Genomic DNA, 14,412 nt, shown 5'->3' with positions numbered 1-14,412 from the left:
GCATTCGGTCAAGGGATCAGATGGTCGGTAGAGACTGTCTTACCATCTACCGAGACAGAGACTGCGCCGGACTTTGGTGCCGGGTCATCAGTCTTTAGGCCCCTTACGCGCAAATCTATGCGGTAGGCATCATGGTTGTTGTCGGGCGCTTCCAGACTGACTGCCGACCAACCATAAGTCTCATAGGTTTTGGAGAGTATCGGCTCCTGCTCTTTTATGATCGCGGCAAGGCCCGAGCTGTCGATATCACCCAAAGCAATAAGATGCTCGTCCAGATTGAAATCCGGGTCAATTCCAATAACGGTGAGGTCAACCGTCTTGGGGCTGGTGAATTCGCCGCTGGCGATTTTCAGGCCCACACGCAGAAGCGCATCGGCATTATCCGGATCCTGATAATCGACGGTGCAATTTGTCATCTGGCCTTTTGGATCATCCGAATAGCTCAACTCGCTGCCCGCACTGAACAGGGATGAGACGCTGAGGACTTTGGTATCGGCGCCCAGATGCTCGGTCACTGCGCGAAAGCAGGCATCCGGATTTTGGGTGATCTCAAATTTGGGGTCGGCTGTGCCACCGCCCAAGCCGTCACAAGCCGTCAGGGCCAGTGACGCCACTGTCATAGCACCAATCGTGATGGTGCGCGCAGATGTTTTCATGAAGTGCCTCCGCTTTCTCAAATACTCGTGCTGACCGCATGAGCAGGAGCCGCCATTGGCGGAGAAGAGGAGGTCAGGTCAATTACAGTATGGTCGACATTGGTGTTGATTAAGCACTCTGAAAAGGCGCAACAACCCCGGCGGAGCAGCTAGGTTTCGCGCTCCGCCAAAAGAGAATAGGTCTTAGAGCCTGCTTAGCTTACGCCGCCACGTCCCGCCGTGCCAGTTCGCAACGTGACCAGATATCGCTCAGCGCATTGAGCAGCCGGTCGATATCGCCATCGCTGTGCACCGGTGATGGCGTGATCCGCAGTCTTTCGGTGCCGCGCGGCACGGTGGGATAGTTGATCGGTTGGACGTAAATGCCGTGATTGTCCATCAGCCAGTCGCTGATGAATTTGCACTTATGCGCATCGCCGACCATCACCGGGATGATATGGCTGGGGTTATCCAGATGCGGGATGCCCATGCGATCCAGCGCACCGCGAACCTTTTGCACCCGCTCCTGATGACGCTCGCGCTCGGCATTGCTATCTTTCAGATGGCGGATGCTGGCGCATGCACCGGCGGCAATCGCCGGGGGCAGGGCGGTGGTAAAGATAAAGCCGCTGGCAAAGGTTCGGACATAGTCGCACAGATTGCGCGATGCCGCGATATAGCCGCCCATCACACCAAAGGCTTTGCCCAGCGTGCCTTCAATCACGGTGATCCGGTCCATCAGGCCTTCACGCTCGGCAACGCCGCCGCCGCGTGGACCATACAGGCCAACCGCGTGCACCTCATCGATATAGCTCATCGCATTGTGCTTCTCGCAGACATCGAGAATTTCCGAGATTGGCGCGATATCGCCATCCATAGAATAGACGCTCTCAAACGCGACCAGCTTGGGCCGGTCGGGGTCAAGTGTTGCCAGCTTGCGGTCGAGATCTTCGGGTGAATTATGCTCCCAGATCATGCATTCGGCGCGGCTGTGTCGGATGCCTTCAATCATTGAGGCATGGTTCAGCGCATCGGAAAGCACGACGCAGCCGGGAATACGCGCAGCCAGTGTGCCGAGCGCAGCCCAGTTGGAGACATAGCCGGAAGTAAAGAGCAGGGCGTCTTCCTTGCCGTGCAGATCGGCCAGTTCATTTTCGAGCAGAACATGGTGGTGATTGGTGCCAGAGATGTTGCGCGTGCCCCCCGCACCCGCACCACACTGGTCAATCACATCGTGCATCGCCTGTGTGACTTTGGGGTGTTGCCCCATGCCGAGATAATCATTGGAGCACCAGACGGTGACCTCGGTGGTGCCGTCTTCGACATAGCGTGTGGCATGCGGGAACGACCCGGCCTTGCGCTCAATCTCGGCGAAGATGCGATAGCGGCCCTCATCGCGGACGGCCTGCAGCTCGTCGCCGAAATAGCTTTCATAATCCATGCCCACACTCCTCATTATCATTTATAGTCATAGCGTTGTTTATCACGTGCTTCCAGTGCCCATTGCCACAGGGCAGAATCCCGAAACGGGATGATGAAGAAAAAATGCTCCAGCGCAGCCAATAAACACAGGCCACCCAGTAAAGTTGCCTGAACAATGTCGCTGGTTGCTGAAGCGGTGAAGGCAGTGAAGCCGAAATAGGCCGCCAATCCGAGAATCGCAAGGATTGTAACAATCAGCATCGGCCGCAACCGCCGGGGTCCGAAATAGCTTTTGAGATAATCGAGGTGGCTGGGGAGGAGCTCATCGCTCATATTGGGCACACCGCGATAGATGTTGAACTTCGACGACAGCCGGAAAATCAGCAGCAGTGCAAAGGTCAGCGCACCGGTAGAATTCTCGGTGAACCATGCGAGCGAGAGCAGCAGGCCAGCGGTCATCGCAAGCGCTACCTCATGGTGGATCAGCGCCATGGTGGCGAGCGAGAAACGCTCCCAGCCTGTCGCATTTTCCGGGCAGGGCTCGCGGTGCGATCCGGCTACGGCACCGGTCAGGAAGCTGATCTCATGCCAGCTCCAGATCAGCAGACCCGCCAAGAACGATGTGTACACCGCCCAGACGGCATCGGTGGTGCTGCTGAAAACCAGGAGGGCAAGACCGCCAATGCCGCAGCCACCAGCGATAATCAGCGACCGGGCAAAGGACTGGCGATGGCGATGGTTCAGCGTCGCTACCAGTCCAGTGCTGACGAACCACAGGGCCGTCACCACGATCATCGCCAGAGCAAGGTCGCTAAACCCTACCATGCAGGTTGCAGCCTGATTTTCTGCGGCAGCTCATTGGCCTGCGGCTTCATGAAATACATCCGGGCAAAGGCCATACCGGCTTTGGCGATATGCTTTGCCTGGCCCAGCTTGCCGGAAATGCCGCCGCGGGCCTTGGCATCTTCGATGCCGTTGGAGGCCATACGCAGGTCTTCCATAGCCTGGCGGAAACGCGGATCATTGGTGTCGAGCTTGACCGGGAAAACCTGTTCGGAAATCTTGGTGCAGATGTCGAACACCTCATAGCCATAATCTGCCGGATCAACGCCCAATGCCTCATGGAAGACCGGGCGGTTGTGATCGCGGACATACATGGTGGCGTAGACCGACAGCAGGAAGAAGCGGATCCACAGCTTGTTATGGCCCTTCAGCAGCTTGGGGTCCGAGCGCAGCAGCATCGCAAAGGCCTCGCCATGGCGAAACTCGTCATTGCACCAATCCTCAAACCAGTCGAAAATCGGGTGGAATTTATTGTCCGGATTGCGCGCCAGATGCCGGAAGATGGTGATATAGCGCGCATAGCCGATCTTCTCTGACAGATAGACCGCATAAAAGATGAATTTCGGCCGGAAATAGGTGTATTTCTTGGTCTTGGTGAGGAAACTTAAATCCACGCCAATGCCCGCACCTTTCAGCGTCTCGTTGATAAATCCGGCATGGCGGCTCTCATCGCGCGCCAGCAGCTTCATCAGCCGCTTGACGTCTTTGTTCTTGGTGCGCCTGGCGATCTCTGCGTACAGGATGCAGCCGGAAAACTCCGAGGTCAGCGAGCTCGCAAGAAAGTCGATAAACTCTTTCTGCAGTTCTGGCTCCAGCCGTTCGATCACACCGTCAAAAGCATTGGTCTTGCGGAAATGCTTCTTGTTGCGGTCGTCCTCCATCTCTTCCATCAGCGCTTCCCACTCGTCGCGCACCAGAGAGACGTCAATCTTGTCCATGGCGTCAAAATCGGTGGTGTAGAAGCGCGGCGAGAGCACGGTTTCCTGCCGCGCAATTGCCATGGTATCGGGAGAACCGTGCAGGGCGGGCTCAAGTTTTTTCGTCGGTGCGTTCATCACAACCTCCCTGGATTGAAACTGACTTCATAAAGTTCGGCCATCTCGAAATGGCCGGCTATCTTGGTCCATAGCTGCTTGAGTGGGCCAGCGCGCTCGACCGTGGCGGTGCGGTCATAAGCGACCTTCTCACCGAACGAGACCATGATTGGTTCGCCATGCACCAGCACCTTGTCGCCGGGATAGATCGGGATATCGCCGTCGAGCCGGACATGGGCATGGAAATGATCCGGGCTTTGCTCAATCTCGATCTGGCAGCCGGTATCAAATGTTTCTGAGGAGAAGAGAGACATCAGCTATCACTTCCTTTGATCATGGATGCAAACATATTGGTGTGGTCGGGGCCAAAGCCCTGAATCTCAACCTTTTTGCCGGTGGTGGGGTCATCAAGCGACAGTGCGCCATTTTCCCAGAGAATGAGAGTAAAGGGCGTTTCGGCACCAATGCCCCGGGCGCGACGTTCCTTGACCAGTCGGCGCAGGCTTGCGCGTAGGAAACCGCCTTCGCCATAAGGCACCTCCAGCACCGTTTCGCCGGTGATAGAGTCGGTGACCTCGACGCCGCCTTCTGCGGTATCGGCAAAGAACAAAGTCCGCGTTTTCTCCTGCGCGATGGCTTGCTGCGCGCGGGACAACTCGGGACTGCCGGATTTGGGCAGATAGCCATTGGTGACAGCCGCGGTCATGGCAAGGCAGGTGAGGATCAGCACCGCCGCGCCGACAAGTGCACCTGGCGGTACTGTTGGATCATGATCGTGAGAATGGCTCATGCGGGCAGACCTTTCAGCGGCACATTGTCAGTTTCTGCTTCGGTTTTCGGCGCAATATCCTGCAGCTTGCTTGTGGCTTCAAACAGCATGCGGGCAACTTTGGGCGCTTCGGCTATGGCGCGGATCATCGGACGTGGACGGATGATGCTGAGCGATGTGGCGTGCGGCCACAGCATGAAATAGCCGATCTTGGGCGTGCCCTCGAGCTGGAGGGCGATGCTGCCAAAGTCATCACCCAGCAGTTTAAGGTCCGCCGCCTCAATCCGCGTCAGCGGCAGGTTGAGGCAATAGTTCAATGCAACACCCGAACGCAGCACCACGCGCTTATTGGTAAGCGTGTAGAGCGTGGTGCGCTCGACCAGCACAAGATAGCTGACAAAGATGCCAATGCTGAGTGCACCAACGCCGAGCAGCACCAGTCCGGTGGACAGGCTGGTCTGCGTTGCCGTGATCACCGAGAAGACAATCACAAAGGCAAGGGCAATGCGGATATGCAGCGCTGTTTTTGCCATGACTTTCCAGTCGGGCGAACCCTGCCAGATGATATATTCATCCTGTGGCAGTTCCTCGGGCAGGCCGGGAATGGGTTCGGAATCATATTCGCTCATATCAGCGGCTCCTGACGGTCTCTATTGGCGTACAGATAGCCACCGCCAAAATAGCCGATGACCCGCTCTTCCTCGTAAAAGGTGATCTGGCCCAGTGTTTTCGGCGTTGGGGCATCGGCAAAATCCGCGGCGTTAATCGCATCAATGGTGACACGGTTCTTTCTGCGTTGGATCGTGGACATCGCCATTGGTGCCAGAACCTTGGTGCTGCCGGTATCGACTTCCAGATAGCGCACCTGATGCTCGGCGCGGTCGACCCAGATGTCGCTGACCGTGCCTGCGACCTTGCCATCTGCGCCCACGACTTCCATTCCGCGCGGATCAGCGTCCTTCTTGTGCACCGTGATATAGGGCACGGTATCAATCGGCACGATGCGCGGGCGGCCTTCGCCATCGAGATCAGGATGGTCAGACCGATTGGCATAGGATGCCGGACCAATGCCGTCTTTCAACGGATTGCCGGTCGGCACATAGGGCGCGCCAGCAGAGCGGAAGGAGCGCCTTGCCGCAATATCGGTGGCTTCCTTGCCGATGGTCGGGGTGGTCATATCCGGACGATCAAAAGGCATTTTGAAGGTCTTGGGTTCAGCATGCAGCAACGGCCCGCCCAGCGTTTCGCTGCGCCCGCTCAGTTCATGCTCGAGTGGATAGCCCTCACGACGATCTTCGCGGCGCAGGTAGAAAACCAGCCCCAGGAAAAAGCCAAAAAAGGCGATCAGGGCCACAAAGGCCACATCATACACTCCTACAAAATGCGTTTCCATCTCACGTCTCCTCAGTCATTTCCGGTTCAATCAGGTCGGAAACTCGCTCAAGCCAAAGCGTTCACCTGCATTATCCGTGCGCGTTTCGTCGGCATCGGTGTTGGGCAGCCCAATCACCGGCCCCAAAACGATCAGCGTCACGAGTAATAAGAAAATCTCCAGACAATAGACCGCGCCATAGCCGCTGGCGCGTACTGCCAATGTGTGGCCCAGCCCGTCGGCCAGGGCGTAATAGGCGATGCCGTCACGGATCAGTCCGCCCAGCACGATGCCCAGCCCGGCCGCGCTCGCCTGCACCGCGCCCCATGCGCCGAGCGCGAGGCCCGCTGCACCGTTTCTGGAAAGCGCCATGGCGGCAATCATTGTGCCTACCGAGAACAGGCCGGTTCCAAAGCCAATGCCCAATGCGCCGATAAACAGCAGTGGCACCGAGCCAAAGGGTGCGGCAAACAGCGTCATCAGAAAGGCGAATATCCCGGCAACAGCCCCGGTGCCGGCGATACGCAACGGGTCTGCACCATGGGTGAGGCGCTGGCCGCTATAGGCAAAGGCGATAAGCGCGCCGACAGCCCATGCGCCGGTCAGTGCTGTGGTTGTACCGACCGACAGGCCGAGTATCTCGCCACCATAAGGCTCAAGCAGCGCATCCTGCATGGCAAAGGCCATCGCACCGAGACCAATGGCGAGAAGCAGGCGTTTGGTGTTTGGGCGTGCGGTGAAACCGGCCCAGATTTCGCTGAAAGGCGGCGAGGGCGGATCGGATTTTTTGAGGGCGGTACCACGCGCTTCCTGCTTCCACAGCGCGATAATGTTGAGCACAGCGGTGACGACCGCAGCGCCGGAGATCACCTCGACCAGCCGGGTGTTGGAGAAATCGATCAGCAAATTGCCGATGGTGAAGGCGGCGATCATCATGCCGACCAGCAGCATGACATAGAGCAGGGCCACAACGCGCGGGCGTTTGTCTTCGGGCGCAATGTCGGTGGCTAGCGCCAGGCCTGCAGTCTGGGTCACATGCATGCCTGCCCCGGTGAGGAGAAAAGAGAGGCAAGAAGCTGCAACACCGGCCATAAAGGTGTCTTCACGGGTCAGCAGTACCAGCGCGAACGGCATAATGGCAAAGCCGCCAAACTGGCCGAGCGTGCCGAACCAGATATAGGGCACCCGCCGCCAACCGAGCAGCGAGCGATGGGTATCGGATTTATAGCCGATCAGCGCGCGGAACGGGGCGACGACCAGCGGAATACCGATCATCAGGGCGATGATCCATGTCGGGATACCAAGCTCAACGATCAGCACCCGGTTGAGTGTGCCGTTGAGCAGCACGACCGCCAGCCCGACACTCACCTGAAACAGGGCCAGCCGCAACAAGCGGCCAAGGGGCAATTCAGTGCTCGCCGCATCGGCGAAAGGCAGGGCGCGGATACCCACGCTCTGCCAGAAACCGATAAAGGAGCCCTGTTGCTTCACTTGCGACGCATCCCCATGGCTTCGGATTTATAGAACCCGCTGGAAACCCGCTTGGTAAAGTCGATCTGCCAATCGGGCAGGGCGGCTTCGATGGCCTTGCTCAGCCGCGCTTCGGACAATGGCTTGATCGCGGGAGAGCGGTCGCTGCGCGGAAAGGCCTTGCCGACAACATGCATGGTGCGCAGCAGGGCCGTGCCCGGCGCGAAGGTATAGGCAATGTTGTTGGTGCGGTCGGACCAGGCTTTGAGCACCGCAATCACATCTTCCTGACTGTAATGGATCAGCGAGTCCATGGCGATGACATGGTCAAAAATGCCAAGATCGCGATGGCGCATATCGCCGACTTTCCAGTCAATGGAGAGGCCTTCCGGCGCGCGCTTCTGTGCAACGTCAATCAGCCCTTGCGACACATCGACCGCCACCACATGCGCGCCACGCTTGGCCGCCTCGATCGACAGCGCCCCGGTCCCACAACCGGCATCCAGCAGCCGCATCCCATGCATATCGGTGGGCAGTGTATCGAGCAGGATATTGCGCATTTTGTCGCGTCCGGCGCGGACAGTGGCGCGGATACCGCTGACCGGCACGTCGGAGGTCAGGTCTTCCCAAGCCTTGCGTGCGGTCTGGTCGAAATAATGCTCCAGCCGCTGGCGGCTCTGATGATATGTCGTGGAAGCTAAGCCCTGTTCCATTATTCAAACCCCAGAAAATCAAAGATATCGCGGTCTTTCATCGGCTTGGTCTCAAGTGGATCAGCACCGTTCCAGAGCTTCTTCGCCAGCGCGATATATTCTTCGCGCGCGGCTTCAACTTCGGGGCTGTTCTCCATCTCGAAGAGAGTGCATTTTTTCAGCCGCGAACGGCGGATCGCATCCAGATCCTTGAAATGCGCCAGTCGCTTCATGCCGATAGCGTCGGAGAAGCGGTCAATCTCGTCGGTCTGCGCCGAGCGGTTGGCAACGCAACCGGCAAGGCGGACATTATAGTTTTTCGACTTGGCATTGATCGCCGCGACGATGCGGTTCATGGCGAAGATGCTGTCAAAATCATTGGCGGCTACGACGATGGCGTTATCAGCATGCTGCAACGGTGCTGCAAAGCCGCCGCAGACCACGTCGCCGAGAACGTCGAAGATCACCACATCGGTATCTTCGAGCAGATGGTGCTGTTTCAGCAATTTGACCGTCTGGCCAACGACATAGCCGCCACAGCCGGTGCCAGCAGGCGGGCCGCCCGCTTCAACGCACATCACGCCATTATAGCCCTCAAACATATAGTCATCGGGGCGCAGTTCCTCGCTGTGGAAGTCGACGGTTTCGAGCACGTCGATCACCGTCGGCATCATCTTCTTGGTCAGGGTGAAAGTGCTGTCATGCTTGGGATCACAGCCGATCTGCAGGACGCGATGGCCGAGCTTGGTGAACGCTGCCGACAGGTTGGAGGAGGTGGTCGATTTGCCGATACCGCCCTTGCCATAAACCGCAAAAACCTTGGCGGTTTTGATCTGGTCCGCCGGGTCCATATGGACCTGGACCGAGCCTTCGCCATCGGGTGGAGCATCGCTTCCGTCTAACATAGGGGGGTCTCCTCTTCTCTCCTAAAGGGGGTGTTCTCTGGCATCATTCGGCGGGCACCAGGCCTTCCAGCCTGTCCTCCAGATCGTCACTGGCCGCCTGCAGCGCGGCGAGCGTGGCCTCATCGGGCTGCCAAAGATCGCGGTCACAGGCTTCGAGTAGCCGCTCGGCCATGCGTGACGATGATTTGGGATTAAGCTTGGCGAGACGTGCGCGCATCTCGTCGTCAAGAATGAAGGTCTCGCTGATCTGCTGATAGACCCAGGGTGATACCGTTTCGCTGGTGGTCGCTGACCAGCCCAGCGTATTGGTGACATGCGCCTCGATATTGCGCACGCCCTCAAAGCCATGCTTCAACAGGCCCTCATACCATTTCGGGTTGAGCATCCGGGTGCGGGTTTCCAGGTCAATCTGCTCGCCCAAGGTGCGCACCTTGGTGTCGCCCTGTGTCGCATCGACGACATAGACCGGGGTGGCTTTGCCGCTGGCCTTTTCCACCGCCTTGGTCATGCCGCCCAGGCCGTCGACATAATGGTCAATATCGGTGACGCCGAGTTCGACTGATTCCAGATTCTGATAGGTTAGATCGACATTGGCGAGCTCGCTCTGCAGCAATTCGCGCTGCTGCACTGGTTCACCGCTGCGGCCATAGGCATAGCCTTTCTTGGCCTCGAACATATTGGCGAGTTCGTCTTCATCATCCCAGGTCGCGCCGTCGATCATCTGGTTGACATTGGCGCCATAGGCCCCCTCGGCATTGGAGAAGACGCGCAGGCTCGCCGTTTCCAGATCACAGCCATGCTGTTCCTGATGCGCAAGCGAGTGTTTGCGCACGAAATTCTGCTCCAGCGGCTCATCGGCGCTGCTGGCGAGCCAGCTTGCCTCAGCCAGCATCCGCGTTTGCAGCGGCAGCAGATCGCGGAAGATACCCGACAGCGTAATCACCACATCAATGCGCGGGCGACCCAGTTCCTCGAGCGGGATCAGCTCAGCGCCGGCAAGGCGGCCATAATCATCAAAACGCGGCCGTGCGCCGATAAACGCCATCGCCTGGGCAATCTGCGAGCCTTCACTCTTCAGATTATCAGTGCCCCACAGCACCATGGCGATGCTTTCGGGCAGTTTCTCGCCATTTTCGTTATGGCGCGCCAGCAATTGCTCGGCCTGCGTCACGCCCAGCTTGCAGGCGAAGCTACTGGGGATGCGGAACGGATCAAAGCCGTGAATATTGCGGCCGGTGGGCAGCACTTCGGTATTGTTGAGCACATCGCCGCCCGGTGCAGGCGGTACATAATGGCCGTCCAGCGCCGCCATCAGCGAGCCGAGTTCGTCGCTGCTGTCGAGCTTGGCGGCGATCTCTTCGCGTTCCATGTCGGGGCTGGCCTTGGCCATGGCGTCGATCAGGTCTTCGCGCTCCTGATCCTCCAGCTTGCCGCCAAGGACATGCAGGCCTTGCGGGATCAGTTCTTTTTCCAGCTCATAGAGACGGCCCGAAAGCGTTTCCAGATTGCCTGTCTCGATATCCAGCTCATCGCACTGATCCTGTATCATCTGCTCCAGCTCGGCGCGCTCGGGATCATCGGGAGATGCCGTGCGCCAGCTTTCGAGCATGGATTTCAGCTCAACAAAGCCTTTGTAGAGCCCGGCCTCAGCCAGCGGCGGCGTCAGATAGCTGATCAGCGTCGCACCCGAACGGCGCTTGGCGATAATGCCTTCAGACGGGTTGTTTGAGGCATAGAGATAGAAATTGGGCAGATTGCCGATCAGCCGTTCTGGCCAGCAATTGCCGCTCATGCCGGTCTGTTTGCCGGGCATGAATTCCAGCGCGCCATGGGTACCGAAATGCAGCGCGGCATGGGCGCCGAAATCTTCGCGGATATAGCGGTAGAAAGCGGAGAAGGCGTGGGTCGGGGTGAAGGTACCCTCGAACAGCAGCCGCATCGGATCGCCTTCATAGCCGAATGTCGGCTGGACCCCGACAAAGATATTGCCGAAATGCGCGCCGAGTATCTGGATATTCTGCCCGTCGCTCAGCTGCTTGCCTGGAGCAGGGCCCCATTGCGCCTCAATCTCTTTCAAATAAGGCTCGCGGCGGACATAATCATCGGCACTGACCTTGACCGCAACATTGGCATCCGCGCCATATTGCTCGGCATTGCCTTTCAGGACGATGTCCTGCAATTCGGTCACCGTTTCCGGTACCTCAACCGAATAGCCTTCATCCTTCAGCCGGTGCAGCGTCGCGTGTAGCGATTCAAACACCGAGAGGAAAGCTGCGGTGCCGGTGGCGCCGGAATTGGGCGGGAAGTTGAACAGCACCAGCGCCAGCTTGCGTGTCGCTTTCTCGGCGCGGCGCATGGCGATCATGCGCGATACTTTCGCGGCCAGAGCAGCGGCGCGCTCGGGGCAGCTGTTCATCGCGCGCACATTATGCTCATTATGGAAATGGCAATTGCGGCTGCATCCGCAACAGCCTTCGGGCGAGCCATCGGAGCGGCCACCAAAGACCGTCGGCGTAATCGCGCCGTCTAGCTCCGGAATGGCGAGCATGATCGTGGTTTCGAGCGGCAACAGGCCCATATGGCCCGCGCTCCAGTTTTCCAGCGACTGGAACTCAATAGGATGCGCCGCAACATAAGGCACGTCCAGCCCTTTCAGCGCCTCAACCGCAGCATCGACATCATTATAGGCCGGGCCTCCGACCAGCGAAAAGCCGGTGAGGTTGATAATCGCATCGACCGTGGGGTTGCGCTCTGCATCGACAAAATATTTGTCAATTGCCGGACGCGCGTCCAGGCCATTGGCAAAGGCGGGAATGACCTTGAGGCCCTGGGCTTCCAGCATCTCGATCATGCCGTCATAATGCCCGGCATCGCGGCCCAGCAGATAGGAGCGGAGCATCAGAACCCCGACGGTGCCCTTGGGCTTTTTCGGGGCAGGGAGCAGGCTGACATCTTCGGTCAGCCGCTCGGCCATATCCGGGTGATAGACGCCAACTTCGGGATATTCGCGTGGCGGTTCGACCTTGAACGAACCTCTCAGGCTCTCGCGTTCACCGCTGGCATATTTGTTGACCAGACCGCGCACCATATCGACGACATTGTCATCTGAACCGGCCAGCCAATATTGCAGCGTCAGAAAATATTGCCGCACATCCTGCGCCGAGCCCGGGATATAACGCAGTATTTTCGGCAGGCGACGCAGCAGCTTCATCTGGCCCGCACCGGCATTGGCGCCCGGCTTGCTCGATCCGCGCATCTTCTTGATCAGCGCCATCGGGCCCTTGGCGGGCTTGTCCATCGAATATTTGCCGATCTTGGTCAGCTTGACGATTTCTGCCGTCGACATCAGGCCGAGAATGGCATCGCAATGGTCGCGACGGGCTTTCAGCGCCGAATGGATCATGCGCACCTGATCCTCGATAAAGATCATGGTGACGATAATGATATCGGCGGTGGCGATATCCGCCTTGGCGGCTTCGAGCAGTTCCGGATCGCTGCCCCAATCGGAGGCGGCGTGCAGCGTGATGCTGATATTGTCCTTCGCCAGCTGCTGATTGGCGCGCTCAACCGCGGCGGTGAGGTGGTTATCCAGGGTGATGATAACCGTCTTAACAGGGGGGGAGCTGTTATTTGGCATAATGCGCCTTCGCGTCGTAAAGAGTGTCCAGTTCAATGGTTGTCACGCCATGCTCTGCAGCATAGGTCTCGGTATTGCGCCGCGCCTTGCCGCGCACGAAGAATGGTATCTTTTTCAGTTCCTTCATCGCTTCATCGGTCCAGATAGTTTCATCCTCCCCAGCATGGGGAGGGGGACCAGCCGCAGGCTGGTGGAGGGGCACGTGAGGCAAAGTAGTTTCTTTGTTTTGATGGTCAGAGCGAACGGCCTGTGCCCCTCCACCGTCTTCGACGGTCCCCCTCCCCGTGCCGGGGAGGATCGAGTGGCCAAGATGCGACGGACCCGCCTCATCGCTGAACTCGAAATCATCGCGGAACATGGTGAGCAGATGCTCTTCCAGCCCCATGACCAGCGGGTGCACCCAGTCATCAAAAATGACATTGGCGCCTTCAAAGCCCATTTGCGGGGAGAAGCGCGCCGGGAAATCCTGCACATGCACCGGTGCGGAGATCACCGCGCAGGGCAGCGAGAAGCGCTTGGCGATATGGCGCTCCATCTGGGTGCCGAGGATCAGCTCTGGCTGGGCTTCCTCAATCGCTTTTTCGACCGCCAGATGGTCATCGGTGATCAGCGGCTCGACATCATATTTCTTGGCGGCGGCGCGGACATCGCGGGCAAATTCGCGGTTATAGCAGCCAAAGCCGCAGACCTTGTATCCCAGCTCTTCGCTGGCGATCCGTGCGGCAGCGACGGCATGGGTGGCATCGCCAAAGATAAAGACGCGCTTGCCGGTGAGGTAATTGGAGTCAATCGAACGGCTCCACCACGACATACGCGACAGGTTGCGCTCCAGCATCGGCTCGGGATCAACCCCGGCAATCTCGGCGACTTCACGGACAAAATCCTGCGTCGCGCCAATGCCGATGGGCACGGTTTTTACCATGGGCTGGCGGAAAGTGCGTTTGAGATAGTCTGCCGCCATTTCGCCAATTTCGGGATACATGACGATATTGAAATCGGCCTCGCCAAGACGGGCGATATCGGCAGCGGTGGCGCCCATGGGTGCGGTGACATTGACGTCCACGCCCAGACCATCGAGCAGCCGGGTGATTTCTACAATATCGTCACGGTGGCGGAAGCCGAGCGCTGTGGGCCCAAGCAGATTGGCGAGCGGACGGCGACCAGTGGCTTCGCGGTCGCTAGGGGTGCGCTCCTTGTCGGCGAGCGAGCGGACAATCTGGTAGAAGGTCTCGGCCGCGCCCCAATTTTCCTTGCGCTGATAGCTCGGCAGTTCGAGCGGAATGACAGGGATGGGGAGGCCCATTTTCTCGATCAGTCCGGCAGGATCATCCTGAATCAGTTCGGCAGTGCAGGAGGCACCGACCAGCATCGCATCAGGCTTGAAGCGCTCGAGCGAGTCCAGCGCCGCATCCTGAAACAGCTGCGAGGTATCCTTGCCGAGATCGCGCGCCTGGAAGGTGGTGTAGGTCACCGGCGGGCGATGGTCGCGCCGCTCAATCATGGTGAACAGCAGGTCGGCATAGGTGTCACCCTGGGGCGAGTGCAGCAGATAGTGAACGCCTTTCATGCCGGTGGCGACACGCATCGCGCCTACATGGGGCGGGCCTTCATATGTCCAGACGGCTAGCTGCAT

13 protein-coding genes are annotated in these 14,412 nt (G+C 58.6%); all 13 read right to left on the bottom strand.

Annotation, left to right across the window (positions count from 1 at the left end; all coding sequences use genetic code 11):
• Positions 1-8 precede the first annotated feature (8 nt).
• The 13 genes from RB602_RS11910 to bchB all read right to left on the bottom strand — a co-directional run bounded on the left by RB602_RS11910 (position 9) and on the right by bchB (position 14,412).
• Positions 9-656, bottom strand: coding sequence for a hypothetical protein (locus tag RB602_RS11910; protein ID WP_317080802.1), 648 nt, complete (start codon positions 654-656; stop codon positions 9-11).
• 199 nt (positions 657-855) lie between these two features.
• On the bottom strand, positions 856-2,076 hold the full coding sequence (hemA, locus tag RB602_RS11905; RefSeq protein WP_317080801.1) for a 5-aminolevulinate synthase: 1,221 nt from the start codon (positions 2,074-2,076) through the stop codon (positions 856-858).
• 17 nt (positions 2,077-2,093) lie between these two features.
• Complete coding sequence (puhE, locus tag RB602_RS11900; RefSeq protein ID WP_317080800.1) at positions 2,094-2,882, bottom strand: putative photosynthetic complex assembly protein PuhE; 789 nt, start codon at positions 2,880-2,882, stop codon at positions 2,094-2,096.
• On the bottom strand, positions 2,876-3,955 hold the full coding sequence (gene acsF, locus RB602_RS11895) for a magnesium-protoporphyrin IX monomethyl ester (oxidative) cyclase (RefSeq protein ID WP_317080799.1): 1,080 nt from the start codon (positions 3,953-3,955) through the stop codon (positions 2,876-2,878). The genes puhE and acsF overlap by 7 nt, the downstream gene beginning before the upstream one ends.
• Positions 3,955-4,248: a hypothetical protein gene (locus RB602_RS11890; RefSeq protein ID WP_317080798.1), complete on the bottom strand. Its 294-nt coding sequence runs from the start codon at positions 4,246-4,248 to the stop codon at positions 3,955-3,957. The genes acsF and RB602_RS11890 overlap by 1 nt, the downstream gene beginning before the upstream one ends.
• A complete protein-coding gene (puhC, locus tag RB602_RS11885; RefSeq protein WP_317080797.1) occupies positions 4,248-4,724 on the bottom strand; it encodes a photosynthetic complex assembly protein PuhC in 477 nt (158 codons plus the stop codon). The genes RB602_RS11890 and puhC overlap by 1 nt, the downstream gene beginning before the upstream one ends.
• Complete coding sequence (gene puhB, locus RB602_RS11880; protein ID WP_317080796.1) at positions 4,721-5,332, bottom strand: photosynthetic complex putative assembly protein PuhB; 612 nt, start codon at positions 5,330-5,332, stop codon at positions 4,721-4,723. The genes puhC and puhB overlap by 4 nt, the downstream gene beginning before the upstream one ends.
• A complete protein-coding gene (puhA, locus tag RB602_RS11875) occupies positions 5,329-6,096 on the bottom strand; it encodes a photosynthetic reaction center subunit H (protein ID WP_317080795.1) in 768 nt (255 codons plus the stop codon). Before puhA ends, puhB begins: the two co-directional genes overlap by 4 nt.
• Before the next feature lie 30 nt (positions 6,097-6,126).
• The gene (locus RB602_RS11870) at positions 6,127-7,566 is read right to left on the bottom strand and encodes a BCD family MFS transporter (RefSeq protein ID WP_317080794.1); all 1,440 of its coding nucleotides are present in this window, start codon (positions 7,564-7,566) and stop codon (positions 6,127-6,129) included.
• The gene (gene bchM, locus RB602_RS11865; protein ID WP_317080793.1) at positions 7,563-8,258 is read right to left on the bottom strand and encodes a magnesium protoporphyrin IX methyltransferase; all 696 of its coding nucleotides are present in this window, start codon (positions 8,256-8,258) and stop codon (positions 7,563-7,565) included. Before bchM ends, RB602_RS11870 begins: the two co-directional genes overlap by 4 nt.
• Positions 8,258-9,142 (bottom strand): ferredoxin:protochlorophyllide reductase (ATP-dependent) iron-sulfur ATP-binding protein, encoded by an 885-nt coding sequence (gene bchL, locus RB602_RS11860; RefSeq protein WP_317080792.1) that lies wholly within the window; start codon positions 9,140-9,142, stop codon positions 8,258-8,260. Before bchL ends, bchM begins: the two co-directional genes overlap by 1 nt.
• Before the next feature lie 43 nt (positions 9,143-9,185).
• A complete protein-coding gene (locus RB602_RS11855; protein ID WP_317080791.1) occupies positions 9,186-12,779 on the bottom strand; it encodes a magnesium chelatase subunit H in 3,594 nt (1,197 codons plus the stop codon).
• A complete protein-coding gene (bchB, locus tag RB602_RS11850; protein WP_317080790.1) occupies positions 12,769-14,412 on the bottom strand; it encodes a ferredoxin:protochlorophyllide reductase (ATP-dependent) subunit B in 1,644 nt (547 codons plus the stop codon). Before bchB ends, RB602_RS11855 begins: the two co-directional genes overlap by 11 nt.

Origin of the sequence: Parasphingorhabdus sp. SCSIO 66989, assembly GCF_032852305.1 — a bacterium.
Classification (GTDB): Bacteria; Pseudomonadota; Alphaproteobacteria; order Sphingomonadales; family Sphingomonadaceae; genus Alterisphingorhabdus; species Alterisphingorhabdus coralli.
Note: the sequence above shows the minus strand (reverse complement) of the source record. Positions and strands in the feature narration are given on the sequence as shown.